This window comes from Chelatococcus sp. HY11, from assembly GCF_018398335.1.
Lineage (GTDB): Bacteria > Pseudomonadota > Alphaproteobacteria > Rhizobiales > Beijerinckiaceae > Chelatococcus.
Genome location: NZ_JAHBRX010000001.1, coordinates 51,777 through 76,641, shown reverse-complemented (window position 1 = coordinate 76,641; position 24,865 = coordinate 51,777). Strand labels below are relative to the sequence as shown.

Genomic DNA, 24,865 nt, shown 5'->3' with positions numbered 1-24,865 from the left:
CAACGGGGTGAGGCAGCCGGCGGTTCCGCCCCCGGCTGCCTAAAGTCATCAGCGCAGCTCGGCGCAGAAGCGCTGAATACGCGAGCAGGCATCCTCGAGCTTGTCGATCGAGGTGGCGTAGCTGATGCGCAGGTTAGGCCCGAGACCGAAGGAGGAGCCGTGCACCGCCGCGACACCCTCAGTCGCGAGCAGTTCCATCACGAAATCCTCGTCGGTTTCGATGACCTTGCCGGACGGCGCCGTTTTGCCCATTAGCGGCGCGCAGGACGGATAGACATAGAACGCGCCTTCCGGCATCGGGCAGCTCAGCCCACGGGCCTGGTTGAGCATGGATACGACCAGCGCGCGGCGCTCCTCGAAGGCTTTGCGGAACACCCCGAGATGGTCCTGCGGCCCGTCCAGCGCCTCAACGGCCGCCCATTGCGCGATCGAGCAGGCGCCAGAGGTCTGCTGCCCCTGCACCATATCCATGGCCCTGATGAGATGCTCGGGCCCCGCCGCATAGCCAATGCGCCAGCCGGTCATCGCATAGGCCTTCGACACGCCGTTCATCGTCAGCGTGCGCTCATGCAGCGAAGGCTCGACCTGGGCGGGCGTAACGAATTTGAAGTCGCCATAGACGAGATGCTCATACATGTCGTCCGTCAGGACCCAGACATGCGGATGGCGGACGAGCACGTCAGTAATCGCCTTCATTTCCTCATAGGAATAGGCCGCGCCTGACGGGTTGGACGGCGAGTTCAGGAGGACCCACTTGGTCTTCGGCGTCAATGCGCGCTCCAGGTCTTCCGCCTGCAGCTTGAAGTTGTTGTCGATGGTGGTGAGCACAGGCACGGGCGTGCCGCCGCAGAGCACCACGATTTCCGGATAGCTCACCCAGTAAGGCGCCGGGATGACGACCTCGTCGCCGGCGTTCAGCGTGGCGAGGAAGGCGTTGTAAATGACATGCTTGCCGCCGGTACCGACGATCACCTGCGAAGGCTTGTAGTCGAGCTCGTTCTCGCGCTTGAACTTGCGCGTGATCGCCTCGCGGAGCTGCACGATGCCGGGAACGGGCGTATACTTCGTCTCGCCGCGGCGGATAGCGGCGATCGCCGCTTCCTTGATATTGTCTGGCGTATCGAAGTCCGGCTCGCCGACGGAGAGCGAGATCACGTCGCGTCCCGTCGCTTTCAGGTCGCGGGCTTTCTGCGTCAGCATGATGGTTGCGGACGGCTTGATGCGTGACAAAGCATCGGCAAGAAAGGCCATGGACCTGCACTCCTTCAAAGATGCGTGAAAAGGCGCCGGACACTAGTCCGCCGAAGGCCGCCGCGCAAGCTATTGCAAGCAGCGCGGCGACGATTCAGGGAACTTTCCATTAACCCCGCCGTTCACTTCAGGAAGCCAGGCTGGATGGCATCTGCCATTGTGTGCCATCGCACGACCATTTGTTGCGGATGGATCTAATGTCTGGACAGTCTCACTCGGGCTCAGGGGAGCTCATCATGCGTCTAAGTGATCCTATCCGCATGTCGGATATTCGTAAGTCGGGTAACGCGGTTAGCAGCATGTCGCGCGTTGAAGTCGCGCGTCAGTTCAAGATGTCGCTGATGCTGGTCGTCGTCCTGACGGTCGCGACTATCGCTGTGACAGCGATCAACCATATTGCCTCGACGAATACTGTGCGTGCTCCTGAAGGGGCCGTGACCCGCGTATCATAATTCGTCAATAACGCGGAAGCCGGATGATGGGACTTTTTCTGCAATCTGGCACGTCAGCTTCACAATCACTCGCAAAATATTGATCCCGGACAGATGAATGGCTGGGATCTTTGAATAGATCTCCTCCTTTATGCCTTGTATGCGAAGATCGTAGCAAGGCGAGGGCATGGGCGTTGCCGGGCGAGAGCCCGACCGTCCGAGCGGGAGAAGATCTGATGCGAATGATCCTGTGCGGGTTGGCGCTTCTTGGCGCGGCTTTCCTGTCAAATGCCCCGGCGGTGGCTCAAACGGCTCCGGAGCGGCAGCGTCTTGGTGGCCTCACCGTCGAGACAGTCGCGCGCGGGCTCGATCATCCCTGGAGCGTTGCCTTTCTGCCGGACGGCCGCATGCTGGTGACGGAACGCGCAGGGCGCCTCCGTGTCGTCGGCAATGGCAACGCCACCCCAATAGCTGGCGTTCCGGACGTGCGGGCGCGCGGCCAGGGTGGTCTGCTCGATGTCGCGCTTGATCCGGATTTCGCGACGAATCGCCTGATCTATCTGACCTACGCCGAGCCCCGCGAAGGTGGGCTCGGAGGAACGGCTGTCGCCCGCGGCAAGCTCGACGAGGGCGCCACGCGTCTGAGTGACGTCGCGGTGATCTTCCGGCAGGAGCCCGCTTACTCCGGCAACAACCATTTCGGCTCTCGCCTAGCTTTTGCATCCGATGGCACGCTCTTCGTGACGCTCGGGGAACGCTTTGACCTTCGCGACAAGGCGCAGGATCTCGACAACCATCTCGGCAAGGTCGTGCGGATCAACCGCGACGGCAGTGTTCCCCGCGACAATCCCTTCGTAGGACGCAGTGGCGCGAAGCCCGAAATCTGGACCTACGGCCATCGCAACCCGCAGTCCGCAGCCATCAATCCCCGCACGAACACGCTTTGGACGATCGAACACGGCGCGCGCGGCGGTGATGAAATCAACATCTCCAAAAAGGGCGCCAACTACGGCTGGCCTGTCATTGGCTACGGCACCCACTACAGCGGAGCCAAGATCGGGGTGGGCACCGCGCAGAAGGGCATGGAGCAGCCGATTTTCTACTGGGATCCGTCGATCGCTCCCTCCGGCATGGTGTTCTATACCGGTGATCGCTATCCAGGCTGGCAGAACAGCCTGTTTACCGGCGCGCTCGCCGGCCAGATGCTGGTCAGGCTCCAGCTTCAGGGAGATCGTGTGATTCGCGAGGAGCGCCTGCTCCCGGATCTCGGCGCGCGCATACGCGATGTCCGACAGGGGCCGGACGGCCTCATCTATCTTCTGACCGACGAAAACGACGGGCGCCTTTTGCGAATCATCCCGGCGGGCTCTTGAAGATGAAGGACGCACCGAGCGCGATCAGGGCGAAGCCGATGCCATGATTGATGGTCAACGGCTGCTTGAGGACGGTGACTGAAAATCCCGCGAACACGATGAGGGTGATGACCTCCTGGATCGTCTTGAGCTGGGCGGCCGAGTAGACCGCCGAGCCGAAGCGGTTTGCCGGGACCGCAAGACAATACTCGAAGAAGGCGATCCCCCAGCTGACGAGAACAACGGCCCATAGCGGGGCCGACTTGTAATTGAGATGGCCGTACCAGGCGACGGTCATGAACACGTTGGACAGGAGAAGAAGGACGATGGGCACGAGGGCAGCCATGGAGGGCTGAGCGAACAACTGTGGCATGGAGCGCTCGAAAGATGAGAATCGTGCGCCCACATTAAAGCTTTGCCCGATTCTGGCTATGCTCACCCTTCATGCCCCGCCCCTTCGGCGGGAAACGTTGCGCCGGAAAATCTTGCGCGGAAACTACTGTAGCCCCCTGAACGTCAGCCGCAGCATGGCCGCCGCGTCAAGTTGGCCAGCCGCGCTCGCCGCCACGGGAATGGAATAACCAAGGCGTGTGTCGACTTTCGCGCTGACCCAATCCTCATCGGTGCCGAAGACGCGGGCGGTGGCGGTCACGCTGGGCTTGACGGTCGTCGTCCCCCAACGGTCACCGCTGGCGGGCTGGTAGGAGGATGATACCGAGACCTGCGGTGTCAGCAGCCAGTCCCCATCGCTCGATCCGCGACGATAGCCGAGCCGCAGATCCATGTCCTGGTTACGCCCGCCTTGCATGTCGACGCGTCCGGTCGTCGAGCCAGACCAGACGAAACCGCGCGTGCCGTCTGCCGCCTGCCTCCTCAAGGTCCAGCCCCAGCGCGCATCGTCCTGCCGCCAGGAGCCACCCTCGCTCGCGACCTCGGTCGAGAAGCTCACGTTGCCGCCAGCCCCCACCGACATGCCAAGCGCCCGTTCCGATGGCTGGGGGACGCCGGGAAGGGCGATCACCCCAACAGAACGCGTCGCCGTCACGCCGCGTGCGATCGGAGCCACGCGCCATTCCGGACGTAGGGCGCGCTGCCCCGCGGCAAGACGGTAGGGGGTAAGGGTCGCGAGATTGGGCAGTTGAATGCTGGCGAGCTGGCTTGCATCGAAAAAGCCGCTCTCATCCTCGGCGACACCGCCACCGTCACGGGAACCCGCCAGATCGAGATCGCCTTCCGAGGCCAAGCACTGGGAAGGAAGTTCGAAATCCTCAAGGGTAATACCCTTGTAGGTCGCCAAATCGAGCGTTGAAGAGCGCTCCGGCGTCCGCCCCTCAGCATGGGCATCCGGCGTGCGGCCCTGCTCGTGCGGCGAACGTCCGCCATGGGTTTGCGCGACGGCCCCTGTCGCAGCGGAGGCTGCGCCGACACCAGCCCAGACCATTATCACAGCCGCGGTACGCAATCGGTTGAGAGCGCTAAGTGGTCGCATGGCTGGTCAAAACCTCTCAAATCATCCACACCGAGGACGCGGGCTCACCTCCTCGCAGCCCACAAGCTCTCGGCCATTCGGCCCCGGTTCGAAGCGGGGCAAATTCAGTTCTATTTTCGCGTCTAGCAGCAGTTCAGGCTGGCTCAGGTGCGCCTACGCACCTGCCAAGGGATAGCCCGGCAGTCAGCCGCTTGCCGATGCTGCAGTGCAACACAGAGCAAGCGCCAAGGCAAGACCGCCGACGCGTCCCACGCGGTGCAACGTCGGAATGGTAAATGGATTATTACGCCAAGACCGTTGCGATCAATGAGTTAAGAGGCTTTGTCCAAACTGCGGTTTCATGCAGATGATGACAAGCATGAACGGCAGGGTGGCGAGATTAGCGACAATGAAGAGCCAGTTGCCGACGCGCAGTCCGTAGACCAGCCACAGAAAAATGCCGTAGGCGAAAGCAACCTGCGCGATGTGATAGAGCGCGCGTGTCGCGGGTGCGGATGATGCGGATAGCCTGCGGCGAGGCGCCAAGGTTTTCCGTGAGCACCATAGGCATGAGAATGCCGGCGACGGCAGGCCAGGTAGAGCGGCGGCGCCAACCGCATCGCAGGCTTCTGCCACCGTGGGCGCGCCGGGCAATAACACCCTGCGTCTGGGAGGAAAGTCAATCTAACGTCACACGATCAGCCCGGACATGGGCTTCACCAGGCCGCTGTCGGGAAAGACGTCCCGGCCGAGAACCGTCGCCGAGACACCGAAGAGATCGGTGAGCAGACCTTTCGTGACGGCACGCAAGTCCGTCGTCGCGTTGAGATCACGGCCTTCGTAGAGTTCGGCGTCCTTCAACCCTGGCCAGTCGGCGATCACCCTACCGCCCTTGACGGCGCCGCCGGCGAGGAAGGAGACCGTACCTGTACCGTGGTCCGTGCCCTCGGTGCCGTTGATCCGCGCCGTGCGGCCGAATTCCGTCACGACCATCACCACCGTGTCGGCCCAGCGGTTACCAAGCCCCGTCTCCAGCGCCGCGATGGCGCCATCGAGCCCCCCAAGGAGTTGCGCGAGCCGCCCGGTGGCGCCGCCCTCGCGGGCATGTGTGTCCCACCCCTCGAAAGCCATCGCCGCGATACGCGGCCCATCATCCGCGGCGAGAAGCCGGGCCGCGCCCTCCGCGATCTGCCGCATGCCCTGTGGTGTGTCAGGCCCCCCGCGCCGTCCCATCATCGCCCCGCCCTGGCCAGCGCTCGCGAGAGCGAGCTTTTCAGTATCGACACCGCGCATCAAGGCTTGCGCCAGCACCGGATCGGTCTGCCCATAGAGATCCATGAGCCGGCGGGCGAGATCATCACCCGCCGGTGGCAGGCTCGGCGGCGCCCAGCCGAGCACGGGCGCCGCGCCACGCACCACGAGAGGCGCCACCGCGCCGACTCCGAGGCAACCCCGGCGCGCCACCGCCTCCCCTTCAGGCAGCGCCGCGACAAGCCGGTTGAGCCAACCGCTGTCGGTGCGCCCGACGCCCGCCTGCCCGCTTTCCAGCACGTCCTGCCCGTCGAAATGCGAGCGGTCGCGATAGGCGGTCGCCACCGCATGGACGACAGCCGCCTGGCCTTTGCCATAGAGCCTCGCGAAATGCGGCATGGCGGGGTGAAGCGCGAAAAAGCCGTCGAGTGGGATCGCGGGGTTCGGTCCACCGCGTTCAAGGGCGAGATCGCCGTGGAGCCCCACATAGTCGGAGTCGCCGATCGGCGCGACGGCCGCGAGGCCATCCATCGCGCCGCGCAGGACGATACAGACGAAGCGCACGTCACGCCCGCCAGCGGCATAGGCGAAGCGTGGCATGAAAGACCAGCCGAACAGGGCACCCGCCGTACCAAGGATGGCGCGACGTGACGGGGTGATGGTTTCGCAGAGTTCGCTCATCGCATACCCTTCCGGACAAAGCGGCGTTGGTGCGCCGTCACGACATCAATACGGTCAGCGCCATTGAAACTCAGGCGCCATGAACAACAGGGCAAGGCCTTGCGCGCGGCTGTCGGCGCGGGAGACCGCCACCCGCGTTTCCTTCGACGCGAGCGGCCCGAGAACGCCGGCGAGCACGTCATTGGGGTTGCGCGCACCCGGCGCCTGCCGGCCCAGCATCGCCGCCGTTTCCAGCCGCGATGTCATACCCTCGGCGGAAATCCAGGCATCGGTCGTATCAGGGAAGCCGTTCGGTCCCGATGGATCCCACAGCCCCTGCCCCATGGCGTTGAGCGCTGACAGGAGCGGATTGACCGCGTTCGACTTGTCGAGCCCGGAGCGCCCCGTGGCCCGCAGGCCCGCCATCAGAAACTCATAGGGCAGACGCGGCTTTCGCGTCTCCTCGCGCCAAGCCTCCGGCGCTTCAATCAGCGTGAGGGACACGGCCGCGAGATCGCCGTCGGTGTCGATGAACGACCGCTCCAGCCGGCTGACCAGCTTGGGGTCCGGTACATCGGCTGTGAAATGGCGCGCGAGCTTGCGGGCGACATGGCGCGCGGTCGCCGGATGGCGGGCAAGATCGAGCAGCGCCATCTGGCCCTGAACCGCCCCGCCCGCGCGGTAGCTCGTGCCGAGCACGCTGTGGTCGCCCGGCTCGTGCTGGTAAGCGCTGAAGATGAAGCGCCCCTGCACACGATTGGGTGAATCGTTATAGGCCACTGTCCAGCCGGTGATGGTTCGCGCGAGGCTGGTCACGTCCGCCTGGCTGTAGCCGGAACCGACGCCAAGCGTGTGCAGTTCGAGGATCTCGCGCGCCAGGTTCTCGTTGAGCCCCTTGCGCTGCTTCTTGCCAGCCTGTGACTGCGGACCGACCGACTGCTGATTGTCGAGATACATCAGCATGGCGGGATGGGTCTCCACCGCCAGCAGCATGTCGGAGAAACGGCCCAGCACATAAGGACGGATTGCCTCACGCTCGAAGGCCCCCGCCAGCGTCTTCACCTGCCCGCCCTTGGACGTCGCGATCGCAAAATGATTGGACCAGAAAATGACCAGCCGCTCGACGAAACCGATGTCGGGCATGAGCCCGTAACCCATGCGGGCAGCCGCTTCCGCCAGGTAAGTGGTCTGGGGGATCGTGCTGCCCGGCACCCGCAGCGGGCCAACCGGCTTGTTGGGCTCCATGCCGCCCACCCGCAGGCCCGGCGTGCCGGGCTGTGGTGTCGAGGGCTGTCCCGGATCGGGACGCACCGGCATACGCGCGACACGCAGGAAATCCTCCTGCTCACGCCAGGCTCGGAACAGGGCCGCGCTTGTTTGTAGCCCGCTGTCGCCACCCTGCGGTGCTGGGGTGCCGGCGCTCAGCCCCGCGCGCACCTCCTCACGCAGCCTTTCACGGATATCATCGGCGAGCCCGCCAATGCCGTCCGCCTTCACGCCAAGCCCGAAACGATTGACTGCAAAGACCGCCAGCCGCGTGTCCCGTTCGCTTGCCATGCGCACTTCTCCGTGCCGAAAGAGAGCACTTCAAGGACCGGACGAACCGTGCCGCCGACCGAAGCTGCACAGTATAGCGGGCCCAAAGATCAGTATTTCCAAAGTGCTGTCGTGAAGCGACATTGCCTTTGGGGTATGCGCTGGCGGCATCATGAAACCTGCTGTCACAGGAACCTGCCGCCTGCTCATGAGAAGCATGGTGCCGTTACACCCCATTACCTCCGGATGTCAGGAAGATGAATTTTTTGTCATCTCGCAATTGTGATTGGCTTTTGCATAGTCAGGCTCTCGCTTCATCCAGAACCGCTTCAGATCCGTAAGTCCCCGCGCCGCACCGCGAAAATGCTGCTGCCGCTGAACCCATGCCACAGCCGCTCCGGAATATTCGCGTCGCGCAGGACATCAGCCGGAAAACTACGGGTGGCGTCGTAGGCGGCGTCCATATGGAAGAGCATTCCGAGCGTATCGGCGATGAAAGCCCGCCCAAAATGCCGGCGATGGCCGTAGTCACCGAATCGCTCCGGGTTGATGGTGTCCGGCCTCGTAATCTCCTCCCAATAGTCGTCACTGACGATGGGGACGGAAAAGAGCATCACCCCGTCGGGCTTGAGCGAGCGGGCCAGCTGGGTCAGCACCACGGTGTAGTTGCAGGCGATATGTTCCAGTACATGGTTATGCACGATCAGGTCGAAGCTGTCCGGCTTCAGGTGGAAACCGTCGCGGCAGAGATCAAAGGCGCCGACGGGCACGCCCACATCCGCGTAGGCCTCCGGCGCGATGTCGACCGCGCGATAGTTCTCGCCGCCTATGCCCTGCAGGAGCTTCGCCAGTCCGCGCTCCGGCGCGAAATGCAGGATATGCGCGCCTTCAGCCAATCGGAGCGCCTTGATATGCAAAGCGGCCACACGGGTGCGCTCAAGCGAGCCGCAACCGGCGCAACGCGCAAGCGGGCGTTTCGGCATATCGAGGAAGGCTTTACCGCCACAGATATTGCAATGCATCAGGATGTTCCACAGGCAGATACTTCTGCGAGAGCGAAGTAAGGCGAACGAATTTGTGCTGAGGCCGTAAAACCACCAGCGCGGCCTCGCAGCATACAGCATTTGGCGGCGCACACCGCAAAAAAGGCCAAGTCTAAGCTATCGAGCCATTGGATATTGTGTCGTTTTCCCTGCCACGCGTTCCGATGATGCGTCGTCGTCTTCGCATGCGCCACACGATGTTGACAAAAAGCAATTGTGACATCAGATGCGATATTGGGGCAGAAAGAAGTGATATGTCTGAGTTAACGCGGCGGTTTATTTTACGAGAAAAGACCAGTCTCGCTCACGCACGCGTTGACGCATTAGTGGGCACATTCGAGCGACGGGAAGATTATACGCGGTATATCCGGGGAATGGCGAAGTTCAGGCTGCCGGTCGAGCATCGCCTGGATCTGTCCCGCTGGCCGGAGGCCTGGGGTCCCTGGCGCCCACGGATGATCGGACATGTTCTCAGGCAGGATTTGCTTGATCTCGGGCTCCCGGACGTTGAGCCGGCCGCTGCGCTGCCGAAAATGCGGACCGAGGCGGAGCTTCTCGGGACGTTGTACGTTCTCCTTGGGTCTAACCTCGGCGCCCAAATCCTGCAGAAGCGTGCCAATGCAATCGGCCTTAGCGATTGTCACGGCGCCCGGCATCTCGCCGTCCAAGCCAGCGGTTTGGATGATTGGCGTGCCTTTACTGCCCGGCTGGATCAAGTCGAACACATCGATATAGAAGCCACTATCGAGGCCTCGCTGGCAACATTCAGGGAAGCGGAATTGGCGTTTGGTGCATCGGCTCCGACCAGTGCCGCACACGCAAGGCCGGAAAGGCTCGCCGATGCCGTCTAGTCGGACGTTGGCCGGCCGAGCTTTCTCGGTCGACTTGACCAATTGTGACCGCGAACCCATTCATATACCCGGCAGCATTCAGCCGCATGGCTGCCTGCTCGCCTGTGACGTCAACGCGGCCGTTGTGCTGCGGCATTCGAGAAACGCCGCCGACATGCTGGGTCTGCAAAAGACCGAGCTCGTCAATGCGCATCTGGACGACATCCTCGGCGCGCGTGTCACGCATGCCCTGCGCAATGCTTTGACCACGTCGAGCGGTGCTTCACGCCCATCTCTTCTTTTTGACGTCGCCCTCGCGGACGGTCGCCGTTTCGATGTTGCCGTTCATCGTTACAAGGCCACCGTCATCATTGAATTCGAGCCCACGCAGACGGTCGTTTCGCCGCTTGAGCTCGCACGCCAGCTCATCAGCCGCATCAGCGACGTCACCGAAGTCAACAAGTTGATCGACAAGACCTCCAAACTGGTGCGTGCGCTGCTCGGTTACGATCGGGTGATGATCTATCGGTTCGAGCAGGACGGTGCTGGCAAAGTCGTCAGCGAGGCGAAGCGTGCCGATCTCGAGAGCTTTCTAGGTCAATATTTTCCGGCCGGCGACATTCCCCAACAGGCGCGCGAACTCTATCTTCGCAACACGATCCGCATCATTTCCGACGCGAGTGGGCATCGTGTGCCGGTTGTGCCCGAGCTCGACCCGTCCGGCGAACCGCTCGACCTGTCCTTCGCGCATCTGCGCAGCGTTTCGCCCGTTCATTGCGAATACCTGCGCAACATGGGCGTTGCCGCCTCGATGTCGATTTCTGTCATTATCGACGGCAGGCTCTGGGGGCTCATTGCCTGTCACCACTACGCGCCGCGCGTTCTGCCGATGGCGCAGCGGGTCTCCGCCGAGATGTTCGGGGAGTTTTTTTCCCTGCACCTCCATGTCCTCAAGCAGAAGCGCAAGCTTGAATCGGCGACGGCTGCGCGCGATGCTCTCGACCGCTTTCTGCAAGCCGCGTCTCACTACGCGGACATAGAAAGCCTTCTGCGCGACAACCTGCCGGATTTCATGCGGCTGATGCCGTGCAACGGCGTCGGCTTATGGATGAATGGAACGTGGAACGGCTACGGCACGACACCACCCCTCGACGCGCTGCCCGAGATCACCCGGTTTATCGGTGAGGTCGCGGAAGGGAAAGTTTGGGCCACCCATGCTCTGTCGCAACGCCTTCCCTCCGCGGCGGACTACCACGAGATCGCTTCCGGCATCCTCGCTATTCCCCTCTCGCAAACTCCCCGGGACTACCTCTTTTTCTTCCGCAAGGAATTCGTGCAGACACTCGAATGGGCAGGCAATCCGGAAAAGTCCTACGAAACCGGGCCCCTCGGCGACCGTCTGACACCCCGTCGCAGTTTCGCGATCTGGAAGGAAACTGTAAGGCACCAATCGCAACCCTGGACGGAAGCCGATCGGGAGATCGCGGAGGCGGCTCGCATCGCGACCGTCGAGGTGGTGCTACGCCACAACGAGATGATGGCGGACGAGCGTAACAAGGCTGATGTCCGCCAGCGCATGCTCAACGAAGAGCTCAATCACCGCGTCAAGAACATCCTCGCCGTCATCAAGTCCATAGTGAGCCACCCCTCGGCCGAGGAATTGAGCCTCACCGACTACGTGCTGACCCTGAAGGGACGCATCCAGGCCCTCGCCTTTGCCCATGACCAGATCGTACGCAGCAACGACGGCGGCATGCTGCTCGATCTTATCACCGCCGAGCTGTCACCTTATCAGCGACATTCCGCGGAAGTTACCCTTGAGGGGCCGGCGGTATGGCTGGACAACCGCTCGTTCTCCGTCATGGCCTTGGTGCTCCACGAGCTGGCGACGAACGCCGCAAAATATGGAAGCCTGTCGTCACCAAACGGCAAGCTCTTGATTCGCTGGTCGCTTGATCAGGACGGGGATTTCGCCCTGTCCTGGAGCGAAAGCGGCGGTCCAGAGGTGAAGCCGCCGAGCCGCCGCGGCTTTGGCACGGCCCTCATCAATCGTAGCATCCCCTATGATCTCGGGGGCCGAAGCGCGGTTTCCTATAATCCCAAAGGCTTGCACGCCGAATTCGTGCTTCCGGCTCGACATGTGAGGAATGCCGCGGACAGCGGACCGGCGTCCGGCAACATCTTACCTATGGGGATCGAGATCGCCCATGCGGCGTTTGCGCCGGACGTCGAAGTTCTCGTGGTGGAAGACCAGATGCTGATCGCGATGGATGTGGAGAACATCCTCGATACGCACGGTGTGACAAACGTTGTGATCACCAGCTCGTCATCCGAGGCCTTGGCCAAGCTGAACGGCCTGACACCGGATGTGGCCGTGCTGGACGTCAACCTCGGAGAGGGCACGTCTATCCCGGTCGCCGATGAACTGAGCCGACGCGGCATCCCCTTCGTTTTCGCTACGGGGTATGGCGACAGCGCGATGATTCCCGCGATATTCTCGGACGTTCCGGTGGTCCGGAAGCCCTATGATGGCCAGGTCCTGGTGGGCGCCATGCGGACAGTCATGGCGCGGACCTGACGGGTAACATGCGAGGAGCTCCTTTCCACCGACGTGGGCGAGACGCCGTTCAGTTGGCAGCAGCTGCCACGCCTGATTACTAAGCTTCTGCTATCGTTAAGATTATTCTGGGCACACAGGATCGGACTTATCCCCGGCTCCTTCATGCACAGGCACGGCCCCACCCTCCTTCATGCGGGAGAGTTTCGATGGCAAGATCAGGCAGCTTTTCTCTGACGGCTCCGTCAAAGATCGTGTTCATTGTCGCGCTCATTCTGGCGATCATCGCGCTTCTGGTGACTTACGGGATGTTTCCGGTGCCTTTCTTCTCGGGCTACGGCTTCGAGACGCTCTTGGTCGGCTTCGTCCTGCTGGTCATCGGCGTCGTTTACAGCGGCATTTGACGGCAAACGCCACGGAAACGGGGTTCAGCGCAGCCCCCACGCGACAATGCGCCTCCATATGCCTTTGGGGAAAGCGCCGCGGATGACACCTGCGGCCTTTTCTCGACGGAGAACTAGGCCCATATTGGGCCCATGGCTCCCAAAACGCCCCGCTCCAAGGCTGCGAAACCCCGCGTCCAGCCCCTTGATCCCTTTCTCGCGGATCTCCTCAACCCGGCGATCAACAAAGGTCGCGCCGGCCCCGGCGGAGCCGCGTCCGACGGCAATGACGAGCGCGGCGGCTTCGGCGAAGCGCCACAGGCGCGTTTTGACGCGGGTGTCGTTTGGACGCCGGGATCGGGTTCAGCACCGGCCAAGCCCGGAAAGTCCGAGCGCCCCGGCGGCAAGAGTCCAACCCGAAAAAAGGCCGCGGCGCCCGAGCCGTTGAGTGACCCCGACGGCGCTTCCGGCGTCTCGGCGACGGTCGCGGCCCTCTCCGCGCTGCTGGAGAGTGGCAATCCGCTTTTCAAGAACGGCAAGCTCTGGACGCCTCACCGCCCGGAGCGGCCCGAGAAGTCGGAAGGCGGTGTCGCCTTTCGCATGCAGTCCGATTTCGAGCCGGCGGGCGACCAGCCCGCGGCCATCGTCGAACTTGTCGATGGCATCCGCCGCCAGGAGGCCGACCAGGTCCTGCTCGGCGTTACCGGTTCGGGCAAGACCTTCACCATGGCGAAGGTGATCGAGGAAACGCAGCGCCCGGCGCTCATCCTCGCGCCCAACAAGACGCTGGCCGCCCAGCTTTATGGGGAGTTCAAGAGCTTCTTCCCCGACAACGCGGTCGAATACTTCGTCTCGTATTACGACTACTACCAGCCCGAGGCTTATGTACCCCGGTCGGACACCTATATCGAGAAGGAATCGTCGATCAACGAACAGATCGACCGCATGCGCCATTCCGCGACGCGTGCCCTCCTTGAGCGCGATGACGTCATCATCGTCGCCTCGGTGTCCTGCATCTACGGTATCGGCTCGGTCGAGACCTATACGGCCATGACCTTCTCGGTGAAAGTCGGCGAGACGATCGAGCAGCGGCAGCTCATCGCCGATCTGGTGGCCCTGCAATATAAACGCACAGGCGGCGACTTCGGCCGTGGCACCTTCCGCGTTCGCGGCGACGTCATCGAGATCTTCCCCGCCCACTACGAGGACCGCGCCTGGCGCGTCTCGCTGTTCGGCGACGAGGTGGAATCCATCGTCGAGTTCGATCCCCTGACCGGGCAGAAGACGTCTGATCTCGGCTTCGTCAAGGTCTATGCGAATTCGCACTATGTCACCCCGCGTCCGACACTGATCCAGTCCATCAAGGGCATCAAGGAAGAGCTCAAGTGGCGGCTTGAGGAGCTCAACCGGATGGGCCGCCTCCTGGAAGCCCAGCGGCTGGAGCAGCGTACGACCTTCGATCTCGAGATGCTCGAAGCCACTGGCTCCTGCGCCGGCATCGAGAACTATTCGCGCTATCTCACCGGCCGGCGGCCGGGCGAGCCGCCGCCGACCCTGTTTGAATATCTGCCGGACAACGCGCTCGTCTTCGCCGACGAAAGCCATGTCACCATCCCGCAGATCGGCGGCATGTATCGCGGCGACTTCCGCCGCAAGGCGACACTGGCGGAATATGGCTTCCGTCTGCCCTCCTGCATGGACAACCGCCCGCTGCGCTTCGAGGAATGGGACGCCATGCGACCCCAGACCGTGAATGTCTCGGCCACGCCCGGCTCGTGGGAGATGGAACGGACCGGCGGTGTTTTCGTCGAGCAGGTCATTCGCCCGACCGGCCTCGTCGATCCGCCCGTCGACATCCGGCCGGCCCGCACGCAGGTCGACGATCTGCTCGGCGAAGTCAAGGCGGTGGCCGCTCAGGGCTATCGCTCTCTCGTCACGGTGCTGACGAAGCGCATGGCGGAAGACCTGACCGAATATCTGCATGAGCACGGCGTTCGCGTGCGCTACATGCATTCCGACATCGACACCATCGAGCGCATCGAGATCATTCGTGACTTGAGGCTCGGCGCCTTCGACGTGCTGGTCGGCATCAACCTGCTGCGCGAGGGCCTCGACATCCCAGAATGTGCGCTCGTCGCCATTCTCGATGCCGACAAGGAAGGCTTCCTGCGTTCGGAGACCTCGCTCATCCAGACCATCGGCCGCGCCGCGCGCAATGTCGACGGCCGCGTGATCTGTTATGCCGACAATGTCACGGGCAGCCTCGAACGGGCCATGGCCGAGACTTCCCGGCGCCGCGAGAAGCAGCTCGCCTACAACGCCGAGCATGGCATAACGCCGCAATCCATCAAGAAGAACATCGGCGACATCCTCGATTCGGTCTACGAGCGCGATCACGTCAAGGTAGACACCGGCCTCCTGCCGAAGGAGGCGACAGGTGTCGGCCACAACCTCAAGGCCGTCATGGCCGACCTCGAGAAGCGCATGCGCGAGGCGGCCGCCAATCTCGAATTCGAAACCGCCGCGCGCCTGCGCGACGAGATCAAGCGGCTTCAGGCGACCGAACTCGCCATCGCCGATGATCCGTTGGCCCGGCAGGAGGATGTGGAGGCCAAGGCCGGCCACTTCGCCGGATCGCGCAAATATGGCGCCAAGGCGAACCAGCCGCCCGGCAGCGATGGCGAGCCGGCCACGCGCGCCCGCAAACCGACCCTCGACGAGATGGGACCGCACAACCGTGAGATCCCCCTTGGCGCGGAGGAATTCAAACCGCGCGCCGTCGCGGATTGGGCGGGTACATCCAATGTCAAGAAAGGCGGGCGTCGGCGACGGTAGCGCTTTTGACGATGTCTCGCTTTCGCGCTTTTGAGGGCGCACGCTCCTTCATCACAACTTGCTGATTGTGAAAGAACAATCGATCAGTGTTTTCTATTGAGAGGCATGATCCCAATGCCACAGAGGACACTGATCACGATGAGCCCGCCTACCTGTCCCCCCGGTTTTAGAACATCGCTGTCCAGGATATCGAGAGCGGCCGCCGCGACAGGGGTCACCGCCGTGCTTGCCGCGGCTGCGGTCACTCCCGCTTTCGCGCAAGCGCAGGTTCAGGCTTCCCGCGAAAGCTGTGCCACCCTCCAGAATCTGGTGCAGCGCCAGGGACGTGTGGTCATCGGTACCGGCCCCTACCTTTACGATACCTATGTCAACAACTGCGCGCCGCGGCAGAGCCAAGTGCCGGCCTATCTCGCGACGCGCGACAACCCGCAGTGCTTTGTTGGGTATAGCTGCGGCCAAGGCAACGACTGACCACCACGCCGTCTCAATGACCGGCAACAAAAAGGCGCCGTACAAGCGGCGCCTTTTCCATTTCAGCCTTGAAGCCGGCCTGTTCTCAGCCCTGCTGGATCGCCGAGAGCATCCATTTGCCGCCCTTCGAACGACGAAACGTCCAGAGTTCGGTCGCCTCGGAGGGCAGTTCCGCATGGCCCGCGACGATCTTGTTCGTCTCACGGTCAAGGGGGGTGTCTATCAGCGAGAAGCGCATGGCGACAGTCGCGTATTCCACATCCCCCTCACGCCACGCCTCGGCAAGATCGCCCTGCAGGAGCTTGACGTCGGAAAGACGGTTGATGTGGCCCTCAGCCGCCGTGCTGGCGAGATCCTCGGCCATGAAGGCGACCACTTCCGGCGTCGCCAGGCGGCGGAGCGCGTTCAGGTCCTCATTCGAATAGGCGGCCTGCACGTCGATGAGCGTGCGCTCGAAAGCCTCGAAATCGGACGGCTGAATATCAAGCTCGTCCACCGGGGTCGCCGGAGCGGCTGGAGCCGGGGCTCCACCCAGGCCGCCACCAAGCCCCTTGCCGAGGCCACCCAGACCTCCGCCTAGACCACCGAGCCCGCCACCAAGCGCGCTGCGGTTCATGCCGTTACCCATCGGGCCGGCGCCGGCCATGGCCGGCTCCTGCCGACGGCGGAAGAAGCGCATCGCCAGCATGACGAGGCCGACAATCAGGCCCACCTGCAGGAGGAGACCGAGGATGGAACCGAGGCCGGAGAGGCCACCGAACAGGCCGCTGCCGGAGAGAAGGCCGAACAGGCCCGCGCCGAGCAGACCGCCCATCAGGGCCGTTCCAAAGCCGCCGCCGAAAAGACCGGAGCGCGGGGGCGTCGCGGGACGGGCCGCCATGCCGGGCTGTGCCGCATTCGGTTGGGCCGCGCTGGGCTGGGTTGTGGAGCGCTGGAGCGGAGCCGCCTGGGTTGGCGCGGTCGCGGTCGGCGGCGGCGCGCTATAGGTGCGCGATCCCCTGCTGCCCATGCCCCCGCTGCGACCTGCGCGCGCCTCCGCGACACTCGCCGTGACCATCAAGGCAAGCGTGGCGATGGCAACGAAACCACCGCGGCGACCCAAGGTTCTCAACAACGTCGTCCCTCCCGTCGAAATCAATTGCTGCCGGCGAGCTGATCAACCGGCGTGGCGACCTGCGAACGGCAGGCATAGCCGCCATTCGCCCGATGCATGGAAGATAGGGAACGCATCAGCCGTTGGAAAGGCCTCTCCAACATGTTTTTCATGATTTTGCGATGCTTTCGCGAGGTCTCGCCACTGCGGGACGTCAAGGGTCCGCGACATCAGCACGACTTTCCCAGAAGATCGCTCGTCCGCGAGCTTCACTGTTCCTCGCAACACTGTAAGCGGGCGGACGATATGCGACCGCCTCCGCGGGCCGGGCGACGTTGAGATTCCGTTAGGACAATGCTCGCATTCTTCAAGCCTTACAGTGACAGCGCGCGGAGTAATGCGTATGGCGCGCCGCCCCTTCAGCCGCCTGCCTTCGTGGAAACTGGGCGGATCTATACTGGTCGTCCTGGCCCTCGCCGGATGCGGGTTGTTCGTCATGGAAAAGCGAGCAGCCTGGCGCGGCGAGGCGGAGGTCGCATGTCTGGCGACGCACAAGGACGTGCGCGCATCCGCTTATTTCGAGCAGGCCCGCGCCATTTCAGGCCCTGGTGCCTGTGGCATGGATTATCCGTTCCGTGTGAGCGCCTTCAGTGAGGGCAGCATCACTTTGAAATCCCGCGCGCTGCTTGCCTGCCCGGCGATCACGACGACAGATCGCTGGTTCGCGGAGATCGTGCAGCCGGCGGCCATGCTCTATTTTGGCCAGCCGGTCACGGGCGTGAACGCGGGCTCCTACAACTGCCGCACCATGAACAACAAGGCTGGGGCCCCACGCTCAGAGCATTCCTACGGCAACGCGGTCGACATCATGTCGCTGACTTTCGCCGACGGGCGAGTGATTACGGTTCTCAAGGGCTGGCGCGGCGCGCCCGAGGAGCAGGAGTTCCTGCGGGAGATCTTTGTCGGTTCCTGTCGCTATTTCTCAACGGTCCTGGGGCCGGGAGCCGATGCCCATCACAATGACCATTTTCACCTGGACCTCGCGCGTCACGCCAGAGGCCGGACAATCTGCAAACCCGTCATCAAATTCGCGCCGCGCATCGACCCCGACAGGCCAATGTCCTACGGCGCGCCCATAGCGGCCACCGGTAATCCACCGGCTGCCGCACAGCCCCAATTCAACTTGCCTGCGGAAGGCCCGCTGCCTGACCACGGGCCGGGCGAAGAAGGCGGCGATATCCCGACATCGGGCCTCGCCCCCGCCGCCCCGCCGCTCGCGATCACGTCGCCTGATCCGGCGCCACGTCCGAGCGCTTCGCGGGACCCAACTTACGCGCCGGCGGCGGGCTACAGCCCCACACCCTATCCCGCGCCGCCGCAGAGCCCGCCACCGCGTCGGCTGTCTTCTGACATGGACCTGCGCCCGCCTGGTCTGATCGGGCGCTAATCCGCGATCTCGACCACGGCCAACGGCGTTTCAAGGCCTCTTGCCTTGGACCCGACAGACCTCATGGCTTCTGCGTGTTCAGGCCATCAAACTGTCGAGCCCGCGCCGGAGACCCGGCTGCTCCGCGACACGTCTGGCGGCGAGAAGTGTACCGGCGACATAAGGCGCCGCCGACGACCCGGCATCGTGGCGGATGAGCAGGCGTTCGTCCGGCAGCCCGAAATGGGCCTCGCAGGACAGGACGTAACCCGGCAGACGCAGTGAATGCACCTGTACGGGAATAGGCGCGCCGACACTGGCGCCCCGCGTTTCCTTCAGGCCCGAGAGATCGGCAACAGCTTTGGCCGTGCCGGCCTGCCGCGCCTCTCCTAGCACTTCGGCGAGCTCACGCCCGGTTCCCGACGGTACGTCGGGCTTCGAGGCGGCCGCATAGTCGACGATTTCAACGTCCGGAACGTAGCGAGCAGCCTCCAGTGCGAAGCGCTTGAGCAAAGTCGCCGTGATGGAGAAGTTGCCGGCTGCGAGGACGCCGACATGCGCCTTGCGCGCGGCTGCATCGATTTCGGCGTAGTCTTCAGCACCAAGGCCCGAGGTGCCGATCACCACATGGCGGCCCGCCTCGATCGCCATCAGCGCGTTGCCCTTCACAACATGCGGCTTGGTGTAGTCGATGACGACGTCCGACGGGATGGCGAGCGCATCCCTGAGCGAGGCCGCGACAATGACACCTGCGGTCGGCTGCCCAATGGCCTCCCCCGCATCCTGTCCGGCCGCGCCCCGGCTGACCGCGCCGGCCAGCACCAGATCCTTTGCCGCGATAACAGCTGGAACAAGCGCCCGTCCGACCCAACCCGTCGCCCCCGCAACGACGATACGAATGCCAGCCATATCAGCACCTTTTGTTGGACAATTTCGCGCCAGAAGCACTTCTTGGGTCACTGTGGCGCGGCTGCGCTTGACCCCGCAAGCTCCATTCCGCATGGTCCAGAAAAATTGTATGGTCAAGCTGGGCCATATCGGCTGTCGGAGCCACCACGCGTCGGAGTTGTCATGCGCAGGATGATCGCCGCTTCACTGATGCTCGCCACAGCGAGCTCGTTCAGCTTCGCCGGCGAGCGTGCCCCCGGCGAACCTCATATGCCGATGGATCTCGACCCCATCAACGTGACGCGCAATCTCCCTGCCTGCGACTCAGTCGCCGTGGTTTCAGAAGTGGCCATGCGCTTCGCAAGCAAGGAATCCGAGTACTGGAATTCGGACCTTCGCCTGGCTCAGTTCGAGCGTATCCGGCAAATCGCCCTGAACCCCTGGGGCGACGATTTCATCCCGCGGCGCTTCTGCAGGGCAACGACGCTGGTCACGGATGGCGTCAAGCGCGAGGTGATCTACTCCGTCCGTGCCGGTCTCGGCGGGATCGGCTTCGGCTGGAATGTCGAGTTCTGCGTGCGCGGCATCGACCGCGGCTGGAGCTTCGCCCCCTGGTGCAAGACCGCATTGCCGTAAGCTGAATGCCGGTAGGGATCCACACGGGAGATAATCCCGCTTACCGGTTTCGACCGTCGTTTGTGGCGGCTCCATCCACGCGCGCCAGGCACGTCCGCCGCCTCGCCTTCGCCACCGCCGCCTGTGCTGGCCTGTCGTTCGCGATGCTCACGGCCGTCTCCGCGCAAGGCGCCGGCGAACGTCGCGGCGCCCCTCCCGGCCAGTTCGATTTCTATGTTCTTGCCCTGTCCTGGTCGCCCGGGTTCTGCGAGCTCAACGCATCTCCGGATCGCTACGATCAATGCCGGAACGGCAGCAAGCTCGGCTTTGTGGTGCACGGCCTCTGGCCCCAATACACTCAGGGCTTTCCAACGACCTGTTCGGCGACCGCCGTCCAGCCGACACGGGCGGCGATCGCCACAACCACGGGGCTCTATCCCGACGAAGGATTGGCGCGCTATCAGTGGCGCAAGCACGGAACCTGCTCGGGTTTAAGCCCGACGGACTATTTTGCCGCCGTACGACGCGCCCGCGAGGCGGTCGTTATCCCTCCGGCAATTACTTCCATGCAAAGCGACGCGACATGGACGCCTCTTGATCTGGAACGCGCCTTCGTTGCCGCGAATCCCGGTCTGCGAACCGACATGATGTCCGTCGCCTGTCGCAGGGGAACCCTGAGCGAGGTGCGCATCTGTTTCTCCAAGGATCTGCGCAGTTTCCAGACCTGCCCTCAGCTTGACCGCCGGGGCTGCCGCGGTGGCTCCATCACTGTGCCGCAACCGCAATGAATTACCGTCACGGTTATCACGCGGGCAATTTCGCCGATGTGATGAAGCACGTGTTGCTGACGCGTATCCTCGCGCATCTCCTCAAGAAGGATGCAGCCTTCCGCGTGATTGATACGCATGCGGGAATCGGCCTGCATGATCTCGACGGCGAGGAGGCACAACGCACCGGAGAATGGCGCGACGGAATCGGCCGGTTGGAAGAGCCCTTTGGTGATGATGTCGAGGCTTTGCTGGCCCCCTATCGACAGGCTATCAGCGCAGTACGCGCGACCAATCCGGCCGGCTATCCCGGCTCCCCGATGATCACGCGCTTGATGCTGCGCCGCCAGGATCGCGCCATCGTCGTCGAGCGCCATCCGGAGGATGCCGCGAGACTGGCCGCCCTCTTCCTGCGCGACCGGCAGGTCAAGGCGCTGGAACTCGATGGCTGGACCGCGCTCAATGCGATGATTCCACCGAAGGAGCGGCGTGGCCTCGTGCTGATCGACCCGCCCTTCGAGGAGGTCGGAGAACTTGCGCGCCTCGGGCGTGAAATGCTCAAGGCCCAGTCGAAATGGGAAACCGGCATTTTCGCCGGCTGGTATCCCATCAAGGACCCCGCCGATGCGGACCGTTTCGCCGACGACCTGGCGACGGGATCGAGGACGGGTACCCTGCGGCTCGAATTGATGATTGAGACGAGGATTGATCCAACCCGCCTCAATGGCTGCGGCCTCGTCGTCATCAACCCACCGTGGAAGCTCGCCGAGGAAGCGGAGATCCTCTTGCCTGCGCTTGCGAAACGCCTGGCACGCGATAGTCGCGCCGGCTTTCGGTGTGAATGGTTGCGGGAAGGATGACCGCGCGGCCCTCATGTTGGTCAACTCCTGTCGCGGCCCCTGCGGCGAGACCGGCGACGCCCCTCCAATAACCGAGCCATTTCATCGAAACGACATCGGGGAAGTGTCCCGATTGAATGCCATAGGTTCACCAGACTGCATCTCACGGCAGAGTTAGGAACACCACAATGCTGACATTGCGTTCGTCCCCGCCTTCGCCCTTCGGCCGCAAGGTCAAGATCGCCGCGAAAGTACTTGGCCTTTGGGATCGCATCGATGTCGTGACGACGGACACCGCCGATCCGAATGATTCGATCCGCCGCCAAAACCCACTCGGCAAGATCCCGGCCCTCATTCTCGAGGACGGGCGTGTGCTGTTCGATTCACCGGTGATTCTTGAGTATCTCGATCACCTCGCGGGCGGTGGACGTATCATTCCAGACGACGCGGCACGCTTCGACGTGCTCACGCAACAAGCCCTCGGCGATGGCCTCCTCGATGCCGCCCTTCTGCTGGTTTATGAGCGGCGTTGGCGCGAGGCGGACAAGCATGAGCCGAAATGGATCGCGCATCAGCACGGCAAGGTCGAACGAAGCCTTGCTGTCCTGGAGGCAAACCCGCCGGCGGCGCCCACAGCGATCCCCGATGCTGGACAGATCACGATCGCCTGCGCCTTGGGGTATCTCGACCTGCGCTTCGACGGCGCATGGCGCGCGGAGCAGCCCAAACTCGTCGCTTGGCTCGCGGCGTTTGAAAAGACCGTGCCGGCCTTCGCGGAAACGGCGCCTGCCTGACACGTGCGGGGGCGCGCCCCCCCCCCTTCTTCAACGAAGAAAGCCTGCCCCCGAAAGCCGGGTGGCAGGCTTTTTCATGGGTGCGTTCTCACGGGCAACGGCTCAACGTTTCGCCTGATTGCCGTCATCGCACCGCCACAAAGAAAAAGCCGGCGGGTTGCCCCACCGGCTCGTTCTTTAGACTGGCGACTAGAATTAGAAGCCAGAGAACTTGTAGTTCAGGCCGGCGCGAACCACACCGAACTCGGTGTCGTCGCTGTTGTTGCCGGTGTAGTAGTTGTTCCAGAGGTAGCTGCTGTTGTTGCCGTTGTTGCCGAGGTTCACATAGAGACCCTCGATCTTGGCGGTCAGGTTGTCGGTGAAGGCGTATTCCACACCACCGCCGACGGTCCAGCCGGTGACGGTCGAGTCGCCGTGGCTGATGAACGCGCCGTTGTAGTACGTGCCGTTGCCGTTCTGGCCACCACCATACGCGAAACCACCGGTTGCGTAGATGAGGGCGCGGTCGAAGGCGAAGCCGAGACGGGCGCGGACCGTGCCGAACCACTCGACGCCGTTGCCGCCGGCCGAAGCATAGCCGTAGTACGGGTTCACAGCGTAGTTGTTGTTGTTCGAGGAGTTCAGGTCAGCGTACTGGATGTCGGCTTCGACACCGGCAACGAACTGGCCGAACTGATAGTTGTAGCCGATCTGGCCACCGCCGACGAAGCCGCCGTCGCTGGAATCGGTGCCATAGACGAAGCCCGAGTAGGGATCGACATAGCCCTTGTTGCTGTTGGTGTTCCAGCCGTAACCGGCGTTCACGCCGACGTAGAAGCCGGTCCACGTGAAGATCGGAACCACCACCGGCGCAACCGGGGCGACACGACGGCTCGGCAGGTCAGCCGCGAAAGCGACCGCGCCCGAAGCCATGAGACCTGCGGCGGCCACGCCAGCAAGAAGAACCTTCTTCATAACGAACTCCTGTTGCCTTCCATTGAGCGTTTGATGCGTTTCGCTCTGGACTTGCCCTCTTGTAACGCAAACTTCGGCTTACGTCTGTTGCAGGCTGGCAACAGCGCCCCTAATGATAGATGGCGAAAATGTGGCAAACGCCCGTCATTGAGGCGGCGATTGGTTAACAAATGTTAGGGATGGTTAACGCGAGGCCGTCAATGCCAAGGAAACAGGCAATGCGCCGTTAATGAGGGGCATTCCGGCATGTCCTAAGCACTTCCGCCCCCGGAAAACGGGACCGGAAGTGTCGTTAAAGGCCCGCCGCAAGTTCCACCTTGCATGGTTAATAAAAAGTTAACCGGGCGGGCTAATGGAGAAGGATATCTCCGGTCAGAACTTGTAGTTCAGACCCGCACGAACGACGCTACCAGACCGCCCTTCAGCCACAAACTTCTCGTCGCCCAGTCTATAAGTCTGCTTGCCGAACTTCGTGTAGAGATACTCGCCCTTGGCAGTGACATTGTCCGTCAACGCGTATTCGACGCCGGCGCCGACGACAAAGCCCTTGCTCCAGGCCGACTTAGACAAACGTCCGAAGCTCTCAGCGTCCGGATCGTTGAGGGATAGGCTCGTCTTTTCGAGAGCGATACCAGCCGTCCCGAAGACGAGAAGCCGATCGAAGGCATATCCGAGGCGCGCCCGCCCCGTTGCCATGTACTCCCGCCGGTACGATTCCGACACACCGAACTCGCTGTCGTGCCCTTTTACACTTCCATTCAGCTTGTCGAAATCAGCTTCAGCGCCGACCACCCAAGAGCCGAACTGATAGTTGTAACCGACCTGGCCGCCGAACATCACGTTGGCTGTCGTTTTCACGCGCTGTCCGGGCTCCAGATCCTTCTTGTAATTCGGCAGGCCGCCCCAGCCATAACCACCGTTGATACCCGCATAGAAGCCGGTCCAGCTGAAAGCAGGCGGTGTGGCAACAACTGGGGCGGGAGCCACCGGCGCGGACATGCGCGAAGGGAGATCGGCGGCCATGACCTGGCCCGCAAGGCCGCATGCGCCAAGAAGAGATAGCGCTGCAATGCAAGACAACTTATGCATAAAATGCTCCAGAGAGACAAAAAATAGCAAGTAATGGCAGAATGACCCTGCATTCAGGCCGTCACTCACCCGAATTCACTTGCAATACTCATGGTAATATATCAATAAATAAGAATTAATTTGATTGATATGCGTTTAAAATACAATAATAAGTTGCATTATTACAATTTATACTCAGAATATTATAAATAAATACTGAGTATATACATAAAGTATAAACTTGATGGCCAATCCGCGCGGGGATCGGCGCCCTTGGATGCATGCTCCATTTGATCAAGGCCCCGCGCATGACCACCGCGAACGAGCGTCTTGCGACCCCCGGAGACCATGCC

The 24,865-nt window shown here is 62.7% G+C and carries 23 protein-coding genes; 12 read left to right on the top strand and 11 right to left on the bottom strand.

Going from position 1 to position 24,865, the window contains the following annotated elements:
• Positions 1 to 48: 48 nt before the first annotated feature.
• Complete coding sequence (locus KIO74_RS00365; RefSeq protein ID WP_213329313.1) at positions 49 to 1,251, bottom strand: pyridoxal phosphate-dependent aminotransferase; 1,203 nt, start codon at positions 1,249 to 1,251, stop codon at positions 49 to 51.
• A gap of 236 nt (positions 1,252 to 1,487) precedes the next feature.
• On the opposite strand from KIO74_RS00365, the gene KIO74_RS00360 reads away from it, so the two are divergent.
• Positions 1,488 to 1,703: a hypothetical protein gene (locus KIO74_RS00360; protein ID WP_213329300.1), complete on the top strand. Its 216-nt coding sequence runs from the start codon at positions 1,488 to 1,490 to the stop codon at positions 1,701 to 1,703.
• A gap of 215 nt (positions 1,704 to 1,918) precedes the next feature.
• Entirely contained in the window at positions 1,919 to 3,055 is a 1,137-nt protein-coding gene (locus KIO74_RS00355; RefSeq protein ID WP_213329297.1) for a PQQ-dependent sugar dehydrogenase, read from the top strand.
• Here KIO74_RS00355 and KIO74_RS00350 read toward each other — a convergent pair.
• The 6 genes from KIO74_RS00350 to KIO74_RS00325 all read right to left on the bottom strand — a co-directional run bounded on the left by KIO74_RS00350 (position 3,036) and on the right by KIO74_RS00325 (position 8,971).
• Positions 3,036 to 3,407: a DMT family protein gene (locus KIO74_RS00350; protein ID WP_213329293.1), complete on the bottom strand. Its 372-nt coding sequence runs from the start codon at positions 3,405 to 3,407 to the stop codon at positions 3,036 to 3,038. The two genes, KIO74_RS00355 and KIO74_RS00350, sit on opposite strands and share 20 nt — an antisense overlap.
• Positions 3,408 to 3,530: 123 nt before the next feature.
• Positions 3,531 to 4,475, bottom strand: coding sequence for a hypothetical protein (locus KIO74_RS00345; RefSeq protein ID WP_213329290.1), 945 nt, complete (start codon positions 4,473 to 4,475; stop codon positions 3,531 to 3,533).
• A gap of 351 nt (positions 4,476 to 4,826) precedes the next feature.
• Positions 4,827 to 5,048 carry a PQ-loop repeat-containing protein gene (locus tag KIO74_RS00340; RefSeq protein WP_213329286.1) on the bottom strand — a complete coding sequence of 74 codons (222 nt, stop codon included), beginning with the start codon at positions 5,046 to 5,048 and terminating at the stop codon, positions 4,827 to 4,829.
• Positions 5,049 to 5,192: 144 nt separating this feature from the next.
• The gene (locus KIO74_RS00335) at positions 5,193 to 6,434 is read right to left on the bottom strand and encodes a DUF1501 domain-containing protein (RefSeq protein ID WP_213329283.1); all 1,242 of its coding nucleotides are present in this window, start codon (positions 6,432 to 6,434) and stop codon (positions 5,193 to 5,195) included.
• 54 nt (positions 6,435 to 6,488) lie between these two features.
• The gene (locus KIO74_RS00330; RefSeq protein WP_213329280.1) at positions 6,489 to 7,970 is read right to left on the bottom strand and encodes a DUF1800 domain-containing protein; all 1,482 of its coding nucleotides are present in this window, start codon (positions 7,968 to 7,970) and stop codon (positions 6,489 to 6,491) included.
• Between the two features lie 308 nt (positions 7,971 to 8,278).
• On the bottom strand, positions 8,279 to 8,971 hold the full coding sequence (locus KIO74_RS00325) for a class I SAM-dependent methyltransferase (protein WP_213329278.1): 693 nt from the start codon (positions 8,969 to 8,971) through the stop codon (positions 8,279 to 8,281).
• Positions 8,972 to 9,246: 275 nt separating this feature from the next.
• Between KIO74_RS00325 and KIO74_RS00320 the strand changes: the two genes are divergently transcribed.
• The 5 genes from KIO74_RS00320 (at position 9,247) to KIO74_RS00300 (ending at position 16,068) form a co-directional block, all read left to right on the top strand.
• Positions 9,247 to 9,843 (top strand): biliverdin-producing heme oxygenase, encoded by a 597-nt coding sequence (locus KIO74_RS00320; RefSeq protein WP_213329276.1) that lies wholly within the window; start codon positions 9,247 to 9,249, stop codon positions 9,841 to 9,843.
• Positions 9,844 to 9,850: 7 nt separating this feature from the next.
• Entirely contained in the window at positions 9,851 to 12,400 is a 2,550-nt protein-coding gene (locus KIO74_RS00315) for an HWE histidine kinase domain-containing protein (RefSeq protein WP_213333907.1), read from the top strand.
• Positions 12,401 to 12,588: 188 nt separating this feature from the next.
• On the top strand, positions 12,589 to 12,783 hold the full coding sequence (locus KIO74_RS00310) for a hypothetical protein (RefSeq protein ID WP_213329274.1): 195 nt from the start codon (positions 12,589 to 12,591) through the stop codon (positions 12,781 to 12,783).
• A 132-nt stretch (positions 12,784 to 12,915) separates the two neighbouring features.
• Positions 12,916 to 15,597: an excinuclease ABC subunit UvrB gene (gene uvrB, locus KIO74_RS00305; protein WP_213329272.1), complete on the top strand. Its 2,682-nt coding sequence runs from the start codon at positions 12,916 to 12,918 to the stop codon at positions 15,595 to 15,597.
• A gap of 138 nt (positions 15,598 to 15,735) precedes the next feature.
• Positions 15,736 to 16,068, top strand: a complete 333-nt coding sequence (locus tag KIO74_RS00300) for a hypothetical protein (protein ID WP_249730816.1) — start codon at positions 15,736 to 15,738, stop codon at positions 16,066 to 16,068.
• 85 nt (positions 16,069 to 16,153) lie between these two features.
• Here the strand turns inward: KIO74_RS00300 and KIO74_RS00295 are convergent, their stop codons facing one another.
• Positions 16,154 to 17,125 (bottom strand): TIM44-like domain-containing protein, encoded by a 972-nt coding sequence (locus KIO74_RS00295; protein ID WP_213333898.1) that lies wholly within the window; start codon positions 17,123 to 17,125, stop codon positions 16,154 to 16,156.
• A gap of 439 nt (positions 17,126 to 17,564) precedes the next feature.
• On the opposite strand from KIO74_RS00295, the gene KIO74_RS00290 reads away from it, so the two are divergent.
• Positions 17,565 to 18,608 carry an extensin-like domain-containing protein gene (locus KIO74_RS00290; RefSeq protein ID WP_249730815.1) on the top strand — a complete coding sequence of 348 codons (1,044 nt, stop codon included), beginning with the start codon at positions 17,565 to 17,567 and terminating at the stop codon, positions 18,606 to 18,608.
• A gap of 78 nt (positions 18,609 to 18,686) precedes the next feature.
• On the opposite strand, the gene dapB is transcribed toward KIO74_RS00290, so the two are convergent.
• Positions 18,687 to 19,496 carry a 4-hydroxy-tetrahydrodipicolinate reductase gene (gene dapB, locus KIO74_RS00285; protein ID WP_213329269.1) on the bottom strand — a complete coding sequence of 270 codons (810 nt, stop codon included), beginning with the start codon at positions 19,494 to 19,496 and terminating at the stop codon, positions 18,687 to 18,689.
• Between the two features lie 162 nt (positions 19,497 to 19,658).
• Here dapB and KIO74_RS00280 point away from each other — a divergent pair, with 162 nt between their 5' ends.
• The 4 genes from KIO74_RS00280 to KIO74_RS00265 all read left to right on the top strand — a co-directional run bounded on the left by KIO74_RS00280 (position 19,659) and on the right by KIO74_RS00265 (position 22,490).
• On the top strand, positions 19,659 to 20,111 hold the full coding sequence (locus tag KIO74_RS00280) for a hypothetical protein (RefSeq protein WP_213329265.1): 453 nt from the start codon (positions 19,659 to 19,661) through the stop codon (positions 20,109 to 20,111).
• A gap of 143 nt (positions 20,112 to 20,254) precedes the next feature.
• Positions 20,255 to 20,878, top strand: a complete 624-nt coding sequence (locus KIO74_RS00275) for a ribonuclease T2 family protein (protein ID WP_249731106.1) — start codon at positions 20,255 to 20,257, stop codon at positions 20,876 to 20,878.
• Positions 20,875 to 21,717 carry a 23S rRNA (adenine(2030)-N(6))-methyltransferase RlmJ gene (locus tag KIO74_RS00270; RefSeq protein WP_213329259.1) on the top strand — a complete coding sequence of 281 codons (843 nt, stop codon included), beginning with the start codon at positions 20,875 to 20,877 and terminating at the stop codon, positions 21,715 to 21,717. Before KIO74_RS00275 ends, KIO74_RS00270 begins: the two co-directional genes overlap by 4 nt.
• Before the next feature lie 167 nt (positions 21,718 to 21,884).
• Positions 21,885 to 22,490, top strand: coding sequence for a glutathione S-transferase family protein (locus KIO74_RS00265; RefSeq protein ID WP_213329255.1), 606 nt, complete (start codon positions 21,885 to 21,887; stop codon positions 22,488 to 22,490).
• A 195-nt stretch (positions 22,491 to 22,685) separates the two neighbouring features.
• On the opposite strand, the gene KIO74_RS00260 is transcribed toward KIO74_RS00265, so the two are convergent.
• Together KIO74_RS00260 and KIO74_RS00255 are read right to left on the bottom strand one after the other, a co-directional pair.
• Positions 22,686 to 23,444 carry an outer membrane protein gene (locus KIO74_RS00260; protein ID WP_213329253.1) on the bottom strand — a complete coding sequence of 253 codons (759 nt, stop codon included), beginning with the start codon at positions 23,442 to 23,444 and terminating at the stop codon, positions 22,686 to 22,688.
• Positions 23,445 to 23,816: 372 nt separating this feature from the next.
• Positions 23,817 to 24,533 (bottom strand): outer membrane protein, encoded by a 717-nt coding sequence (locus KIO74_RS00255; protein WP_213329250.1) that lies wholly within the window; start codon positions 24,531 to 24,533, stop codon positions 23,817 to 23,819.
• Positions 24,534 to 24,865 lie beyond the last annotated feature (332 nt).